Source organism: Runella sp. (genome assembly GCF_027484545.1).
Taxonomy (GTDB): Bacteria; Bacteroidota; Bacteroidia; order Cytophagales; family Spirosomataceae; genus Runella.
Genome location: NZ_JAIXST010000318.1, coordinates 23,786 through 39,519 on the forward strand (window position 1 = coordinate 23,786; position 15,734 = coordinate 39,519).

15 protein-coding genes and 1 pseudogene are annotated in these 15,734 nt (G+C 43.6%); 6 read left to right on the forward strand and 10 right to left on the reverse strand.

Going from position 1 to position 15,734, the window contains the following annotated elements; all coding sequences use genetic code 11:
- Positions 1 to 50 precede the first annotated feature (50 nt).
- A complete protein-coding gene (locus tag Q0081_RS28345) occupies positions 51 to 1,496 on the reverse strand; it encodes an APC family permease (protein WP_298361457.1) in 1,446 nt (481 codons plus the stop codon).
- Positions 1,497 to 1,735: 239 nt separating this feature from the next.
- Here Q0081_RS28345 and Q0081_RS28350 point away from each other — a divergent pair, with 239 nt between their 5' ends.
- Both Q0081_RS28350 and Q0081_RS28355 read left to right on the forward strand, forming a co-directional pair.
- Positions 1,736 to 2,134, forward strand: a complete 399-nt coding sequence (locus Q0081_RS28350; protein WP_298361459.1) for a group III truncated hemoglobin — start codon at positions 1,736 to 1,738, stop codon at positions 2,132 to 2,134.
- A 167-nt stretch (positions 2,135 to 2,301) separates the two neighbouring features.
- Positions 2,302 to 2,613, forward strand: a complete 312-nt coding sequence (locus tag Q0081_RS28355) for an isoamylase early set domain-containing protein (RefSeq protein ID WP_298361461.1) — start codon at positions 2,302 to 2,304, stop codon at positions 2,611 to 2,613.
- Between the two features lie 57 nt (positions 2,614 to 2,670).
- Here the strand turns inward: Q0081_RS28355 and Q0081_RS28360 are convergent, their stop codons facing one another.
- Positions 2,671 to 3,099: a hotdog fold thioesterase gene (locus Q0081_RS28360; protein WP_298361463.1), complete on the reverse strand. Its 429-nt coding sequence runs from the start codon at positions 3,097 to 3,099 to the stop codon at positions 2,671 to 2,673.
- Positions 3,100 to 3,189: 90 nt separating this feature from the next.
- Between Q0081_RS28360 and Q0081_RS28365 the strand changes: the two genes are divergently transcribed.
- Together Q0081_RS28365 and pyrF are read left to right on the forward strand one after the other, a co-directional pair.
- The gene (locus Q0081_RS28365; protein WP_298361464.1) at positions 3,190 to 3,834 is read left to right on the forward strand and encodes a histidine phosphatase family protein; all 645 of its coding nucleotides are present in this window, start codon (positions 3,190 to 3,192) and stop codon (positions 3,832 to 3,834) included.
- A gap of 15 nt (positions 3,835 to 3,849) precedes the next feature.
- Positions 3,850 to 4,755: an orotidine-5'-phosphate decarboxylase gene (gene pyrF, locus Q0081_RS28370; RefSeq protein ID WP_298361466.1), complete on the forward strand. Its 906-nt coding sequence runs from the start codon at positions 3,850 to 3,852 to the stop codon at positions 4,753 to 4,755.
- Positions 4,756 to 4,761: 6 nt separating this feature from the next.
- Here pyrF and Q0081_RS28375 read toward each other — a convergent pair whose 3' ends face one another.
- Positions 4,762 to 5,313 carry a pseudouridine synthase gene (locus Q0081_RS28375; RefSeq protein WP_409034108.1) on the reverse strand — a complete coding sequence of 184 codons (552 nt, stop codon included), beginning with the start codon at positions 5,311 to 5,313 and terminating at the stop codon, positions 4,762 to 4,764.
- A 107-nt stretch (positions 5,314 to 5,420) separates the two neighbouring features.
- The gene (locus Q0081_RS28380; protein WP_298361470.1) at positions 5,421 to 6,602 is read right to left on the reverse strand and encodes a thiolase family protein; all 1,182 of its coding nucleotides are present in this window, start codon (positions 6,600 to 6,602) and stop codon (positions 5,421 to 5,423) included.
- A 67-nt stretch (positions 6,603 to 6,669) separates the two neighbouring features.
- Here Q0081_RS28380 and Q0081_RS28385 point away from each other — a divergent pair, with 67 nt between their 5' ends.
- Positions 6,670 to 7,575 (forward strand): DMT family transporter, encoded by a 906-nt coding sequence (locus tag Q0081_RS28385; protein ID WP_298361472.1) that lies wholly within the window; start codon positions 6,670 to 6,672, stop codon positions 7,573 to 7,575.
- A gap of 195 nt (positions 7,576 to 7,770) precedes the next feature.
- Here the strand turns inward: Q0081_RS28385 and Q0081_RS28390 are convergent, their stop codons facing one another.
- Positions 7,771 to 10,389, reverse strand: coding sequence for an ABC transporter permease (locus Q0081_RS28390; RefSeq protein ID WP_298361474.1), 2,619 nt, complete (start codon positions 10,387 to 10,389; stop codon positions 7,771 to 7,773).
- A 14-nt stretch (positions 10,390 to 10,403) separates the two neighbouring features.
- The gene (locus tag Q0081_RS28395) at positions 10,404 to 10,736 is read right to left on the reverse strand and encodes a PadR family transcriptional regulator (protein WP_298361476.1); all 333 of its coding nucleotides are present in this window, start codon (positions 10,734 to 10,736) and stop codon (positions 10,404 to 10,406) included.
- A 270-nt stretch (positions 10,737 to 11,006) separates the two neighbouring features.
- Between Q0081_RS28395 and Q0081_RS28400 the strand changes: the two genes are divergently transcribed.
- Positions 11,007 to 11,861 (forward strand): sugar phosphate isomerase/epimerase, encoded by an 855-nt coding sequence (locus Q0081_RS28400; protein ID WP_298361478.1) that lies wholly within the window; start codon positions 11,007 to 11,009, stop codon positions 11,859 to 11,861.
- 183 nt (positions 11,862 to 12,044) lie between these two features.
- Here Q0081_RS28400 and Q0081_RS28405 read toward each other — a convergent pair whose 3' ends face one another.
- From Q0081_RS28405 to Q0081_RS28415, 4 genes and pseudogenes are all read right to left on the reverse strand, one after another.
- Positions 12,045 to 12,692 (reverse strand): ABC transporter permease, encoded by a 648-nt coding sequence (locus Q0081_RS28405; protein WP_298361480.1) that lies wholly within the window; start codon positions 12,690 to 12,692, stop codon positions 12,045 to 12,047.
- Between the two features lie 252 nt (positions 12,693 to 12,944).
- Positions 12,945 to 14,102, reverse strand: coding sequence for an FtsX-like permease family protein (locus Q0081_RS28410; protein ID WP_310586540.1), 1,158 nt, complete (start codon positions 14,100 to 14,102; stop codon positions 12,945 to 12,947).
- Positions 14,103 to 14,114: 12 nt separating this feature from the next.
- Positions 14,115 to 14,330, reverse strand: a pseudogene (locus tag Q0081_RS31735) (hypothetical protein); the annotation flags it as partial.
- 15 nt (positions 14,331 to 14,345) lie between these two features.
- On the reverse strand, positions 14,346 to 15,647 hold the full coding sequence (locus tag Q0081_RS28415; protein WP_298361484.1) for an ABC transporter permease: 1,302 nt from the start codon (positions 15,645 to 15,647) through the stop codon (positions 14,346 to 14,348).
- Positions 15,648 to 15,734 lie beyond the last annotated feature (87 nt).

The following is a 15,734-nucleotide window of genomic DNA, read 5'->3' on the forward strand; positions in this document are numbered from 1 at the left end:
AAGTGACCGAGTTTGACTCGGCCACTTTTTTTATGAAATTTAACAGGAGTTTATTGCTTATTCAAATTACTCGTTTTGCGACTGTAAAGGAAATAAACAATGATACCCAATGCACCCCATGCAAAGAAAGCAATGATGGTGTCTGTACGAAGATTAAACATCAGGTAAAGGTTGGTAAGAATTCCTAAAGTGGCAATGACTGGTAAAGCAGGGGCTCTGTAAGGGCGTTCAATATTAGGCTCGCGTACGCGTAGCAACCAAACCGCGCCACAAATCATAGCAAATGCCAAAAGAGTGCCTGAGCTGGTTAGTTCTGACACTTTGTCAATTGGAGTAAAAGCTGCTACGAGCGAAACCACAAAACCAACTAAGATAGTGCTTTTCCAAGGGGTTTTAAAGGTTGGGTGTATGGCAGCAAAGAAACTCTTTGGCAACAAACCATCTTTGGCCATTCCCAAAAAGATACGTGTTTGTGAATACATCATCACAAGCATAACGGAGGTTAGACCGGCCAAAGCAGCAATTGTAATAATATATACTGCCCACGTAATTCCGTTATCGGCAAAAGCCTGAGCTACCGGAGCTTTCAAGTCAAGTTTGTCGAACTTAACCATACCTGTTAATACCAAAGAGACCAAAATGTACAAAATCGTACAAATAATTAAAGAGGCAATAATCGCGAAAGGTACATCTTTGGTAGGGTTCTTCGCCTCACCTGCTGAAGTCGAAACGGCATCAAAACCAATATAAGCGAAGAAAATAATACTGGCGGCAGTTACAACTCCCTGTAATCCGTAATGGCCTTGGCCTGAGGCATCAATGACGCGTTCCGGAATGAAAGGTGTCCAGTTAGCAGTGTCTACATAAAATGCGCCAACGATAATTACAAAAATAACGGCAGTGGTCTTAATGGCTACAATAATATTATTGGCACCTGAAGCTTCTTTGATTCCTTTTATCAAAACGGAAGTAACTACCCACGCAATCAGGAAGGCAGGTAAATTGCAGGCAAATCCGCCCTCATATCCTTTCGCAGCGGCAGTAATGGGGTCGTTAACCAACCAAACAGGCAAGTGTACATTAAAAAGGTGTAAAAACTTCTCCAAATACCCCGACCAACTTACAGCTACTGTGGTAGCTCCCATCATGTATTCCAAAATAAGATTCCAGCCGATAAACCAGGCAAAAAATTCACCCACTGTACCATAAGAATAAGCATAAGCCGATCCTTCTACGGGTAAAATGGAGGCAAACTCGGCATAACAAAGGGCTGCAAACGTACAGCCAATGCCTGCAATGACAAATGAAAGTGCTAAAGCCGGGCCAGCAAATTGATTGGCCGCAATTCCCGTTAATACAAAAATCCCTCCGCCAATAACCGCGCCAATACCAAGCGAGGTGAGCTCCCACCTTCCCAACACCCGCTTGAGTTGGTTGTTTTTAACGTCTGCCGCATAGGCTGAAAGAGGTTTTTTACGCCAAATAGAGTTATCCATATAATTTGGGTTTTAGAGAATTAGGTTTGGTATGTAATTAAAATGCGGTTGAAAAATACGCCCTTATTGACTTGTAACCAAATAAATAAGACGAAAAGTTATTTTTAGACGAAATAAAGGGGGGTAGAGGAGAGGTGAGAATCAGGAACTTATTGGTGAAAATGCGTATTCAATATGATTTTTGTCAGTTCAACTGATGATGCCTTGCACCTATTTTGTCGAAATTTTGTTTTTTTACCATGCCGAAATTACTCGAAAACCGCGCTGATGTAGAATTGTTGGTCAATCAATTCTATCAAAAAATTCGTCAGGACTCGGAGCTGGGTCACATATTTGACGGGGTTGCCCATGTCAACTGGGAGGCTCATTTGCCCAAAATGTATGATTTTTGGGAAGGTATTTTGTTTGGTACGCTTAATTATACCGGCCGACCCATGCCGCCGCATTTTCAGTTAACCACAAAACATACTCTTACTCCTGCCCATTTTGACCGTTGGTTAGCCCTGTTTTTTGAGAATGTAGACGAACTTTTTGAGGGTGAAAAAGCAGCGGATGTGAAGTATCGGGCTTATAGTATTGCAACAATCATGAATAATCGCGTACAACAAATTAATGCACAATTACCGATTGAAAACTGATTTTGTAAGTAGTATAAAACTGTATTATTTTGGGTATTTTTTGCAACCATGAAGTTTTTTATTGTACTTTTAAGAGAATGTTAATATATAACTTATTGGTATTCATTGACTTGAATTGTATTTATTTTATATCTTTGTGACGCAAAACCGAATAACCAAAAAACACTATGGCAATTGCAAAACAACTATTGAAAAGCAAACCTGTTTGTAAAGTAACTTTTTTACTTTCAGCTGACGTGGTAGCAGATGCGAAAGAGGTCGCAGTATTGGGTGAGTTTAACGATTGGGCTTCAGAAGCCGCTACTAAATTGAAGAAACAAAAAGATGGTTCATACAAAGCTACTGTTGAATTGGAAACTGGAAAAGAATATGCTTTCCGTTATTTGATCGACGGTACTACTTGGGCCAACGACGAAGCTGCGGATAAGTATATCCCAAGCGGTGTGTCTTACGATGAGAACTCAGTAATCGTTCTGTAAGATTTAAAACTGTATTGTTAAACCCGTCAGATTGCGAAATCTGACGGGTTTTTATGTTTACTCTTCCGAGACCAAAATTATTGCCATTGTCAATCGGCTGATGCAGACTAATTTTCCGGCTTCGTTGGTGATCTTAATTTCCCAAACGTGCGTGGAGCGCCCGATATGAATGGGCGTAGCTTTGCCATACACCCAGCCGTTCTTTACACCGCGAATATGGTTGGCGTTAATGTCAAGCCCGACGGCCTGTTGTTTGGTAGGGTCGGGGAGGGTTAAGTAGGAGGCAAGGCTTCCGATGGTTTCGGCCAGCACGACCGAAGCACCTCCGTGTAAGAGCCCAAAAGGTTGGTGAGTACGGTGGTCAACGGGCATCCGGGCAATAATATAGTTGTCGCCTACCTCTATATATTCGATGCCGAGATGGTGGGCAATCGTATTTTTATCCAACTGTGCGATTTGTTCGAGTGCATTATTTTTGTTGAACATCGGGAAAAGGGGTATTTTTGTAGTTAGCGTCAAAAATAGGATATTTCCTCTGATTCCAGACGTATTTCAACATCCAAAATTACCCACAACTTGTCTTCTAAAATCATTTACCTCATTCGCCACGGTGAAACCGACTACAACCGCCGGGGCGTAGTACAGGGCAGCGGCATTGATGCCGAACTCAACGAACTTGGACATGCACAGGCGCAGGCATTTTACGAAGCCTATCAACACCTCGTTTTTGATAAAATCTACACGTCAAAGTTGATTCGGACGCATCAAAGTGTTCGCGGTTTTCTGGAAAAAGGGTATCCGCACGAAGCCTACGAAGGACTCAACGAAATCAGTTGGGGAGTTAGAGAAGGACGTACACCCAACAGTATGGACAATGACTATTACCGTTGGTTGGTGGAAAGTTGGCAGGGCGGACACACTGATTTGCAGGCGGAAGGCGGAGAAAGCCCGGAAGAGGTTCAGAAAAGACAATTGCCTGTCATTGAGTTAATTCTCTCACGTCCTGAAGAAAAAGTGGTACTCGTAGCGATGCATGGGCGGGCAATGCGCGTACTTTTAGCCACTATTTTCAATCGCTCCTTACACGAAATGGACGAGTACATACATACGAATCTGGGTCTGTATTTGCTGCATTATGATTACCTATCCAAGACTTTTTCGATTCAAAAACATAACGATATTGCCCATTTAGAACTTTTACCACCCATTAGTATACCCTGAACCGCCTACTGAAAAATGACCCGAGAACAACTTATTGAACAGATAAAGCGTAAGAAATCTTTCCTTTGTGTAGGGCTTGACCCTGATTTGAAAAAACTTCCTAAGCATATTCTGCGCGAACCCGATGCCATTTTTGAATTCAACAAGCGCATTATTGATGCTACTGCCCCCTATGCTGTTGCTTATAAACCCAATATTGCCTTTTACGAAGCCTTGGGGCCTCGGGGTTGGAACAGTTTGCAGCGTACCTTAGGATATATCCCAAAAGAATGTTTCACCATTGCCGATGCCAAACGCGGTGATATCGGTAATACTTCCTCGCTATACGCTCAGGCGTTTTTTGATAAAAGTTCATCCGGGATGTCATTTGACAGCATCACGGTGGCACCTTACATGGGACGCGACTCTGTAACTCCTTTTTTAGAATTTAAAGACAAATGGGTGATTCTTTTGGCGCTTACTTCCAACGAGGGAAGCGCTGATTTTCAGACAATAATGGCCAATCCCGGTCTTGTACACAGCGATGATAATGAGTTGGGACTGGCAAATAGTCAACTTGTATTTGACAGTGAAAATGAATTTTTGTTTGAACGGGTCATTAAGGTGTCGCAACAGTGGGCAGGCGCTGACCGCCTTATGTACGTAGTGGGCGCGACCAAAGCACCGATGTTGAAGCAAATCAGGAAGTTAGCTCCGGAGCATTTTCTCCTGATTCCGGGGGTTGGTGCTCAGGGAGGAAGTATGGAAGAGGTTTGTAAATACGGAATGAACAAAGACTGCGGATTGCTCGTCAATGCCGCACGGAGCATCATTTATGCTTCGTCAGGAATCGACTTTGCTCAAAAAGCTGCTGCAGAAGCAAAATCTATGCAACAGGAAATGGAAAAGCATCTAATAGAATTTGGGGTGATAACAAAATAGATGTAGTTACAATTTCAACTTTTTAAACAACCCTTCTTTCTCCACTTCTACCACCTCGGCAGGTTGCATAGCCCCCAATTTCACGTCTTCAATGGCCCAGCGCACTAAGCGTAACGTTGGGAATCCCACAACAGCCGTCATGCGGCGGACCTGGCGGTTTTTTCCTTCGTGCAGCGTAAGTGAAATCCAGCTTGTAGGGATATTTTGCCGAAATCGGATGGGTGGATTGCGTTCTGGTAGCAAAGGTTCATTTACCAATACCTGTACTTTAGCAGGCAAGGTTGTGTGCGGTTTTCCATCTATTGAAATCGTGACACCTGTTTGAAGCTTTTGAACTGCTTCGGTTGAAATTTGCCCTTCTACCTTTACAAAATAGGTTCGTTGGTGTTTGAATTTCGGATTGAGAAGTCGATTATTCAAAAACGAATCATTGGTCAATAAAAGCAGTCCTTCACTGTCCGCATCCAACCGCCCTACCGGATAAATATCTTTAGGGAATTGAAATGGCAAATTGGCTAATGTCGGCTTGTCGCCTTCTCTCGAAAACTGCGACATCATACCGAAAGGCTTGTAAATAAGGAAATAACGGGTTGTCACTCAGAAAAGTAGTATAAAGGCGCTGAAATAAAGAAAATCACTTTTATTTCAGCGCCTGAAAATCAGAATCAAATCTTTTCAATAATCATCGCCGAAGCACCGCCGCCGCCGTTACAGATAGCCGCAAGGCCATATTTGCCGCCTTTTTGGGCTAAGACATTTTGAAGTGTTACTACGATACGGGCACCAGAACAGCCCAACGGATGGCCTAATGAAACGGCTCCGCCAAACACATTGGTTTGTTCGTGAGAAATTCCCATTTCTTTCATAAAAGCCATCACTACGACCGAAAAAGCCTCATTTACTTCAAAATAATCAATATCCCTGATGCTTAAGCCTGCTTTTTTGAGAGCTTTGGGGGCTGCGATAGTTGGGGCGGTCGTAAACCATTCGGGTTCATGCTCGGCATCGGCAAAAGAAACAACGCGAGCCAAAGGTGTGATTCCCAATTCTTTTACTTTGCGTTCGCTCATTAAAATCGTGGCAGCTGCACCGTCGTTGATAGTGGAAGCATTTGCCGCGGTCACGGTTCCGTCTTTCGTAAATACCGCCCGAAGTGTGGGGATTTTATCGAATTTTACGTTTTTGTATTCTTCGTCGCGTGCTACAATGATAGGGTCGCCTTTTTTTGTAGGGACTTCCACCGGCACGACTTCATGGTCGAAATAGCCGGCTTCCCAAGCGGCAGCACTGCGCTGATAAGAAGCAATGGCAAAAGCGTCTTGTTCCGCTCGGGTAAAACCATATTTGTTGGCCGTAGCGTCGGCACAGACGCCCATCGCCATATCGCCGTATACATCCGTGAGGCCGTCTTTAGCGAGGCCATCTATCAATGTACCATTGCCATAACCATAACCGCCAAAACGGGCTTTATCCAGATAAAACGGAATTTGTGACATATTTTCCATGCCGCCTGCTACTACGATGTCAGCATCTCCGAGCAGAATATCCTGCGTAGCCATCATCATGGCTTTCATTCCCGAAGCACATACTTTATTGACGGTAGTACAAGTCGCGTTTTTACTTAATCCACTAAAAATAGCAGCTTGGCGAGCAGGAGCCTGACCTACATTGGCCGAAACCACATTGCCCATGTAAACCGCCTGCACAAGATTGGGATCAATTTGAATTTTGGAAATAGCACCTCGAATGGCCGCTGCACCTAATTGCGTAGCCGATACGTCGGCCAAAGAACCGCCAAAACTGCCAAGAGGGGTCCGTACGGCTGAAACTATATACACAGATTGCATTTTGCTGATGAAAGAAAATGGTTAAAAAATCACGAACCAAAGGTAAAGGTTTTTCGGTTTAGTCAATATGACTCGGACTTATTACTGGCTTGGTGCTTCGTTGGTTTTGTTTTCTGCTTTCTGTTTTGCCCTGAAAGGTATTTTTATCAAACTCGCTTTCCACTACCACATAGATGCCATTTCGTTGTTGACGCTTCGCTTGGGGATTGCCCTGCCCATTTATCTTTTATTCGCTGTTCGATTGTCGGTACGTGATCAAAGCAATAACAAAAAGCTGACGCTGCGTCAATGGTTTTGGTTAGGAACGTTAGGAATTACGGGGTATTATATTGCCAGTTTTTTGAATTTTGAAGCGTTTAATTATATCTCCGCGGGTTTAGAACGGATTTTGCTTTTTACGTATCCCACTTTCGTTTTAATTATCAATGCGGTATTCCGAAAAAAGAAGGTGACCAGCCTGCAATTTCTGGCTTTGGGACTGACTTATTCAGGAATCATTCTGGCATTTTTGGAAAATATAGATTCTGCGCAGCAAAAAGACCTTTGGACAGGAACGTTTTGGGTGATTTTGAGCGGAATTGCGTATTCACTTTTTTTAGTGGGAAGTGATAAGGTCATTCCGCAGGTAGGGGCAGAAAAATTTACCATTTATGCCATGATTGCTGCCACTGTTCCTACCGTTTTACATTGCCTCGCAGTGAATCACCTGCAAATTTGGCACTATCCCGCCGAAGTATATTGGATTGGGCTGACCATGGCTATTCTGGTGACGGTACTGCCTACTTTTGCCATTACTGAAGGCATCAAACGGGTGGGGTCGAGCAATGCGTCCATTATTGCGAGCATTGGGCCTATTTTTACTATTTTTCTGGCTACTTCTATTCTTGACGAAGTGATTTCGTGGGTACAGATTTTGGGCACTTTGTTAGTGCTGTTAGGGGTGTTTCTGATTGGCTGGAAAGGAAATAAGTGAAAATAACAAATGCCTTTTTTGGGATGCTCCGTCTGTCAATGCCGTTTCTTCTTCAATTGCAGATAATCCAAAAAGTAAATGACTTTGAGGAAAATGTTATTGTTTTGGACGGATTGGAGCGTGTTTTGGAATGTGGAGAACGGAGTACGGATTTTTTCTCCGAATTCCATTCCCCGTTTTTATATTCTCCAAATTTTACTCCGATTTCAATGAAGTTACCGGATTCATCAAGGCTGCTTTGATGGCTTGAAACCTGACCGTCAACAATGAAATTCCAATAGCCGAAACGCCCGCCACGGCAAAAATCCACCATTCGATACCGATACGGTATTCAAAATCCTGCAGCCAGTGATTCAGTCCGTAGTGAGCCAATGGAAACGCAATGCCATTGGCGATCAACACCAGCTTGATAAAATCTTTGGACAGCAAACTGGTGATATTTGCAATAGACGCACCCATCACTTTTCGGATGCCGATTTCTTTGATGCGTTGCTCGGCCGTGAAAGTGGCCAACCCAAATAAACCCAAACAGGCAATCAAAATCGCAAGGATGGAAAAGCTTAAAAGCAGTTGTCCAGTCCGTTGCTCAATGGTGTATTGGCGTTCCAAATCTTGGTTTACAAATCCATAACTGAACGGCTGATTGCGTTCAAATTTTTTATAAAGTCGGGCAATGTCAGCCAACGCTCGTTGTGTTTGGTCGGGGCGTGTTTTGACCAGCAGGTTGAAATATCTCTCTTTAGGACGAAAGCGCACAATGAAAGGCTCGATCTTAACATTCATCGGACGGAAATGAAAATCGCTAACTACCCCTACAATGGCTCCGTCCAAGCCCCAAAAATTCACTTTTTTGCCAAGCGCCTGTTGAGGTGTCCAACCCATGCGGCGGGCGGCGGTTTCGTTGAGAAGATAGGTGCCGTACTTGTTACTTGTGTCGCTTGCAATGGCGGTAGAGAAGTTACGTCCCGCGGCCAATGTCATACCAGTTGTTTTCAGGAAATCCGCATCAACGTTCATTTGGGTGATTAAAAATTCATTTTTTGGGGTCTTTCCGGTCCATTCGATATACGAAGTGTTTTGCATATTGACCAACGTACTTGTAGTAGCTGAAACCGATGCAATACTGCTCCTTTTTGTCAGTAACTCTTTCAGTGTCATGGCTTTTTGGCTCACATCGCCTTTGAGACGGACATATAGTAACTGCTCTTTATCAAACCCTAAGTTTTTGTTTTGCATGAATTGTAATTGTTGGTACAACCCCACTGTGCCGATGATTAAAACGATTGACATCACAAACTGCGTCACGACCAGTGTTTTCCGAAAACCCGCGCCTGATTTCTTATCGAAAATGCCTTTCAGTACGCTGACCGGACGGAAAGAGGAAAGATAAAAGGCGGGATAAAGGCCGGTCAAAAAGCTGACAAGCAGTAAAATACCAAACATAGCTATCCAAAAAACCGGTTGTTGAAAAGGTACCGCCATTACCTTACCCGACAACTCATTGAAAAAAGGCATCAGCAGGTTAAGCAGGAGTAACCCAACTCCCAAGGCCAAACTGGTCATCAACAGCGACTCGCCCCAAAACTGCGCAATCAGGCTGGAGCGTAATGCGCCCACGCTTTTGCGAACCCCCACTTCACGTGCCCGTTGCGTAGCCCGTGCGGTGGATAAATTGATGAAATTGAATAGGGCAATGAGCAGCACAATCAACCCGACGATAACGAAAATTCGGACGTAGCGAATGTTTCCGTGGTTGCCCCAATCGGTGCCGAAATCGAAGTCGGAATACAAATGAATGTCATGCAAAGGTTGCAGCAAAAGCGGAGTTTCATTGCCTTTGTCGTATTTTTTCAGTTGCCCAGCCAACTTCTGGCTGAAAGCGGCTACGTTGGCATCCGGCCTGATTTTGAGGTAAGTATGGTAATTGTTGCTCCCCCAATTGTAACTCCATTTATCATTCAATTCAAAGTATTTAAAAGGCAACAACACATCAAACTGAAGGTGCGAACGCGCCGGACTGTTTTCAACAATGCCCGTCAAACGAACCGGGAGTTCCTGATTGTAATGAATGGTTTTTCCCAGAACGGATTGAGTTCGCCAGTCTTTTCCAAAAAAACGCTCGGCCACGGCTTCACTGATCACAATTTCGTCGGGCGCCGATAAAACCGTTTGCGGATTTCCTTTCAAAAGTTTAAACCCAAAAAAGGACAAAAAAGAAGCATCAACCACCCGCATAGCTTCGGGTTCAACTGCTGTTTGTTGGTACTGAAGCAATCCGGACCACGCGCCGACGCGGGTCGTCTCGGTGATTTCAGGAAAATCATTTTTAAGCGCGGGAGCCAGCGGGCCAGGCGTTACGGCAATGTCGTAAAGCCCGGTGGCCTGTTTTTGCCTTTCCGTCAGCCGATACACCTGCTCAAATTGCGGCACGGCGCGGTCGTATTGGTATTCATCCCACACGTACAGCCCGATGGCCAGACAGCAAACCAGTCCGACGGCCAGTCCGGTGATGTTGATGAGCGAGAAGGTGCGGTTTTTCAACAGGTTCCGAACCGCGATTTTAAAATAGTTCTGTAACATATCAGGGTTGTATGAATTGGTTTTAGGATATTTTTGAGGGAGTCGTTTGATGTAACGCATCTTCATAAATCCCAACACTTCTCGCCAGTAAAACCACTGCGCCTCCCGTAGGCCGAGGCGCTTGACTTGGAAAGCAAACTCTTCGTGGAGGTCGCCTTGAATGTCTTCCAACAAATGGGGAGCGCAAAACCATTTGAGTAGCTTATCGGCTAATATGGGCGGTTGAGTTTTCATGCGTAAAGGCTGGATTAAACAGATAATTTCAAGGGATGTGTTAACCGACTCCAAAAACTGACCCGCACTTCCTGAATTTCCTGCAACGTGCGATGACCGTAGGCTGTAACTGAAAACAGGCGTTTACGTCGGCCTCCGCGTTCGTTGGTAGGTTCGCCCATCTCTGATCGAACCATTCCTTTCTCTTCCAGACGTTGCAAGGCCGAATGCACTTGATTCAGACGCACGCTACGACCCGTCTGTTCAACGATTTCGTGCATCAGCACCACGCCGTAAGCTTGGCCATCCAGCACGGCAACGGTCAGCAAAACGATTTCTTCAAATTCTCCCAGATACGTCCGTTTCATCGGTTTGTATTATTTCTATTTTTGCTGAGCAAATAGTTTGCCATTGAAGTTTTTGGTTGTTAAGCAATTGATTTTTAGGTTTTTGTGAAAAAGAACAAGTTGTGTTGATTGTCCGATTATGGACAACTTTGTACGCTTTAGGACAGCAGGACAAACCTTCTTTTCTTTGCGTCCATTGCGAATCCTTAGCGTTCTTTGCGGTTAAAGACATTTCTCAAAGGGTAAAGCTGCTTATGTTCTCCCTTTTATTAGAAACAAATCATTGATTCTATGAAACACATTACTAAATACCTCCTGTGCGGACTCCTGCTGACATTGGGGGCTTTTTCAGTACAGGCACAGAAAACACCCGAAGACAAAGCCGGCTGGAAACTCGGCTCTCAATCTTACTCGTTTCGCTTATTTACCTTTGCCGAAGCTATCCGCAAAATTGACAGCTGCGGCCTCAAATACGTAGAATCCTTCCCCGGCCAAACCATCGGCGGCGGAATTGAAGGAAAAATGGATTTTACCATGGACGCTGCTACGCGTGCGGCGGTGAAGAAATTAGTAAAAGACAAAGGGTTAACGATTGTAGCGTATGGCGTAGTCAACGCTAAAACCGATGCCGAATGGGCAACTTTGTTTGAGTTTGCCAAAGACATGGGTGTTTTGAACATCAATACTGAGCCTTCGCCGGCACAAATGCCGATGGTGCGGAAATTGGCCGATCAATACAAGATCAACGTCGCGCTGCACAACCACCCCAAGCCTTCGCGTTACTGGCATCCGGATACCGTGTTGGCGGCGATTGGCGGCAGCAAATACGTAGGTTCCTGCTCCGACATTGGCCACTGGGTACGCTCCGGTCTTGACCCCGTGGAATGTCTTAAAAAACTGAACGGACACGTGTTGGGAATGCACTTTAAAGACGTAAAAAAAGACACACCCGAAGGTCGCTACCATGATGTAGTGTGGGGCACCGGTGATTGCAAAGTAGCAGAGGTCATTGCAGAAATGAAACGCCAAAACTTCAAAGGCCCTATCTCAGTCGAATACGAGTACCACTGGGAAAACAACGGCCCTGAAATCGCCGAAAGCGTGAAGAATTTCCGCGAAATCTATAGCCGGACGAAAGCACAGTAACGAGCAATCGCTCGCGTCTCGCGAGTGACAACTATTATTAGGCTTCCAGTCTTAACAAATGCACCGAAAGGCTGGAAGCCTTTTGATAAATATCACTCGCGAGACACGAGCGATTGCTTTAGGACTTTCCAAGTTTGTAATAGTATTGATTATCATGGGATTAATCCTAAAACTTGGGAAGTCTTATTTTGCTCTAAAACTTAAGGTTGCGATGGAAATAAACAGTTGAATATCCGTATTGGTTGTTTTGGGAGGGTCAGCCAGAACGCCTGTTATTTTGGCTTCGGCCACATTGTTTAAATTGATGGTACGACCTATGGAATCTAAACTGCCAAAATATTTTTTTGCCAACGACTGCGTAATTACCGCCGTGTTGGGCTCTTGAAGTTCGGTTTTGGGGTTTCCGGCAAGCCAGTTATAATTCAAAATGTCAAACAATTCTCCTTCAACAAGGGTTGTGGTATTGAGTTCTAAAAAACGCGCTGCTTCCGATTTATTAGGGAGCTGAACACTGACCGTCAACTCACGGTTCATTTTCAAGTACGCCGTCTGCTCTATTTGCGAATAGTCAGTTCGAAAGGCTTGTGCCATGGGCAAGGGGGCTTCCGGATAATATTCCACAGAGCCATCTTCCAAATGCAAATCAGTAACGACGCGGTAGATACGGGCAAATTTGCGATGATGTCGGTCGGTACTCAAGTGGTAACTTATGAACAAAAAGATAAGCAATTCACTCGCCATTCCGACTGACAAACCAATGATATTCAGCGCGGTATACACCCGCTTGGCGCGGAGATTTCGCAGGGCGATTTTAAGGTAGTTCTTTAACATTTCCGGAAGCTATAACGGATTATAGCTACAAGGTACAGAAGAATGAAAAGCGTTTGCCGTTAAAAAATGTTAAAGCAGTCAAGAGACAAATAAGCAAGTTTACAAAAGGCAAATGTGCAAGAAGCAATGTTGTTTACCAATTTGCTTCTTGCGCTTCACTTATTCACTCAGTCTGCCAACTTTTCACCGGATTGATCAGCGCGACTTTCATCACCTGATAGATTACCGTCAGGGTAACCACTTACACTTCGTTTATTCCGTTTTCAAACTTTCTACTGGGTTTCGTTTGGCAATTTTATAGGTTTGCGGAACAATTGTGATTAAGCCAAGAAACAATAAAATAAGCGAGCCAAGTACCAGTGTTCCGATGGAGAGATCGGCTCGGACCACCATAAAATTTAACCAAAGGTTATTCGCTAAATAGGCCGAAGGAGCCGCAATCAAAACAGCAATTGCGAGCATGATTAGGAACTCCTTCGCCAGTTGATAATTTAAACTCCATTCGCTTGCGCCAAGTACTTTTCTTACGCCAATTTCTTTGGTTCGACGTTCGGTAGTATAAATCGCCATTCCTAATAATCCTAAACAAGCGATTGTAATGGCTAAAAATGCAAGAAGACTTATGACGGACACTAAATCAAAAATTCCCTGATTGGTATTGGTCAAGGTATCTTCATAAAATTCGTACTGTATGGGGTGGATAGGGTCAATTGTTTTCCAGGTATCAGTCAGCTCTTTGAGTACAGCATTGGTATTTCCCCCTTCAAATTTTACAGTAATATATTTCAGTTCTTCAGGATTTGAGCGTAAAACAATGGGCCCCGTAGGTCTGCCAGCAAAAAGCAGGTAAAAGGTAATATCTTTGAAAACTCCAGCCACCTGTACCGATTGTCCATTCAATTCATACGTTTGCCCAAGGATTTCGCTTGGGTTTTTGAAACCGAAATTTCGGGTAGCTTCTTCGTTGACCAGTATTAAATCAGATTTGCCCGTTGTGTTGGGTTTTATGTTTTCACCATACAACAGTTTAATATCCAGGGTTTTAATAAAGTTGTCGTCAGTGGTGAGGCTAATGGCATTGAATGTTTTTTCTTTTCCGGGTATTTTCAATTCGAGGTTATCATTTCGGCCGGTAGCAGGCAGATACGCACATTCCGATAGTTGTTTGATTCCTTTTACATCTTTCAATCTGTTTTTAACTAACTGAAAATCATTGCTTTGTAAATTAATGTTGATGATGTTTTTGGGATTGAATCCATAATCAAACTGCCTGTAATGTTTGAATTGGTCATAGATCACAATGGAAGTAATAATGAAAATCAGTGATATTGTAAACTGGCTTACGGTCAATACACTGCGAAGACTCCATTTTTTGCCAGAACTCAAACTCCATTTTTTCATGGTAGCCATTGGGCTGGTTTTTGACAATCGGAGGGCGGGAAAAATCCCGGAGATAAAACTGATGAGCAAGCTGAAACCAACGAAAGCCAAATAAACATAGAGGTTGTATTTCAAATCAAAATTCAGGTATTTATTGATCCAAAGATTCAAAAAAGCAGTTTTGAGAAACAGTAAAAAGAAATTGGCCAGTACCAATGAAAATAAAACGGTGATGGAAGTCTCGCTCAAAAATTGGAGTACTAAATCCTTGCTTTATGCACCAATAACCTTTCGTAAACCGATCTCACCCGAGCGGGTAATTGAGCGGGCAATCGATAAACTCGTGTAGTTTAAGCAGGCGGCAAACATGATAACCAGCACCAAGCCGCCAAGTATGTAATAAACAAACAGTGGCAACGAGTTGGTAGGGGTATTGTTCACGACCGGACCGGGGTTGAGCTTGGTCAATGACTGAAAGGCCAATTTTGATTTTTGTATGGCCGGGTATTTACTTAGTTTTAAATTTTCAGAAACCTGAGCAAGGGCATCGTTAAGATTCTTTTCGTTGGCAGTTTTGCTTAAAAGTACATACGTATAGGCCTGATGGTCGGTTGTCCAATCTTCGGCGAGGTCTTCTATTTTATTTTCTTTATACAAGTGCTCCAGTGTAGAGGCAGAAACGATGGCGTCAAAACTAAGATGTGACTTGTAGTCATGGTCGGCAAAAACCCCGGTAACGGTAAATAAGCCCCAATCGACGGGTGAATGGCTTTCTTCACTCCAAGTTTCCAGACCTCTTTGTGAAAAATGAATTGTTTTGCCAATGGGGTCCCGTTTGCCGAATAATTTCTTCGCCACTTTATGGGTAATCACTAAGCTATTGGGTTTTTCAAGGGCAGTGGCTTGATTGCCCGCTTCAAGCTCGTAACTGAAGATTTTGAAAAAAGAGGAGGTGGTAAAAAAGCCTCTCATTTCAGAATAATTGAGGTTATGGACGGCATCTCCCCCAAAACCGCGTCTCAGAAGCGCAACTTCTTCAATGAAAGGATATGCCTTCAATTTACCCGCCACGGGGAAGGGAATCGTCGCTCTTAAATTGCCGTTGCTCATAGAGTTGGTATTGATACGATACACTCTTTCTTTATTCTTATGAAACTGATCATAAGAAAGCTGATCGGCGTACATGAGTATCATCAGCATACAAACCGACATTGCAACTGCCAGTCCGAATATATTGATCAACGAAAACGCCTTATACTTGATAAGGTTTCTAAAACCGATTTTAAAATAGTTGCGTATCATGGTTGAATTCAATAAATAGATTGTTGGATATTTCGTTGGTTTCCGTTTAAAGTTAGAAATGCGGATGTAGGCCAGCACATCGCGCCAATAGCGTTGTCGAGCTTTAGTTGTACCCAACCGCTTGGCTCGCAAAGCATAGCGTTCGTATAAATCACCCAACACTTCTTCGCGGAGGTGGGGAGCAATGAGCCAGTTGAGTAGCTTATCAATCCATGTGGGAGGAATTGATTTTTTTGATTCATTATAGATCGTGAATTCAATTTTGAAATGCAATTTTTTGTTTTTGAATAAACTCAATGGGGGATAAGAACTTGAGTGCTTTTCTGGGCCTGTTGTTTAGTTTATTTTGAATGTTTTCAA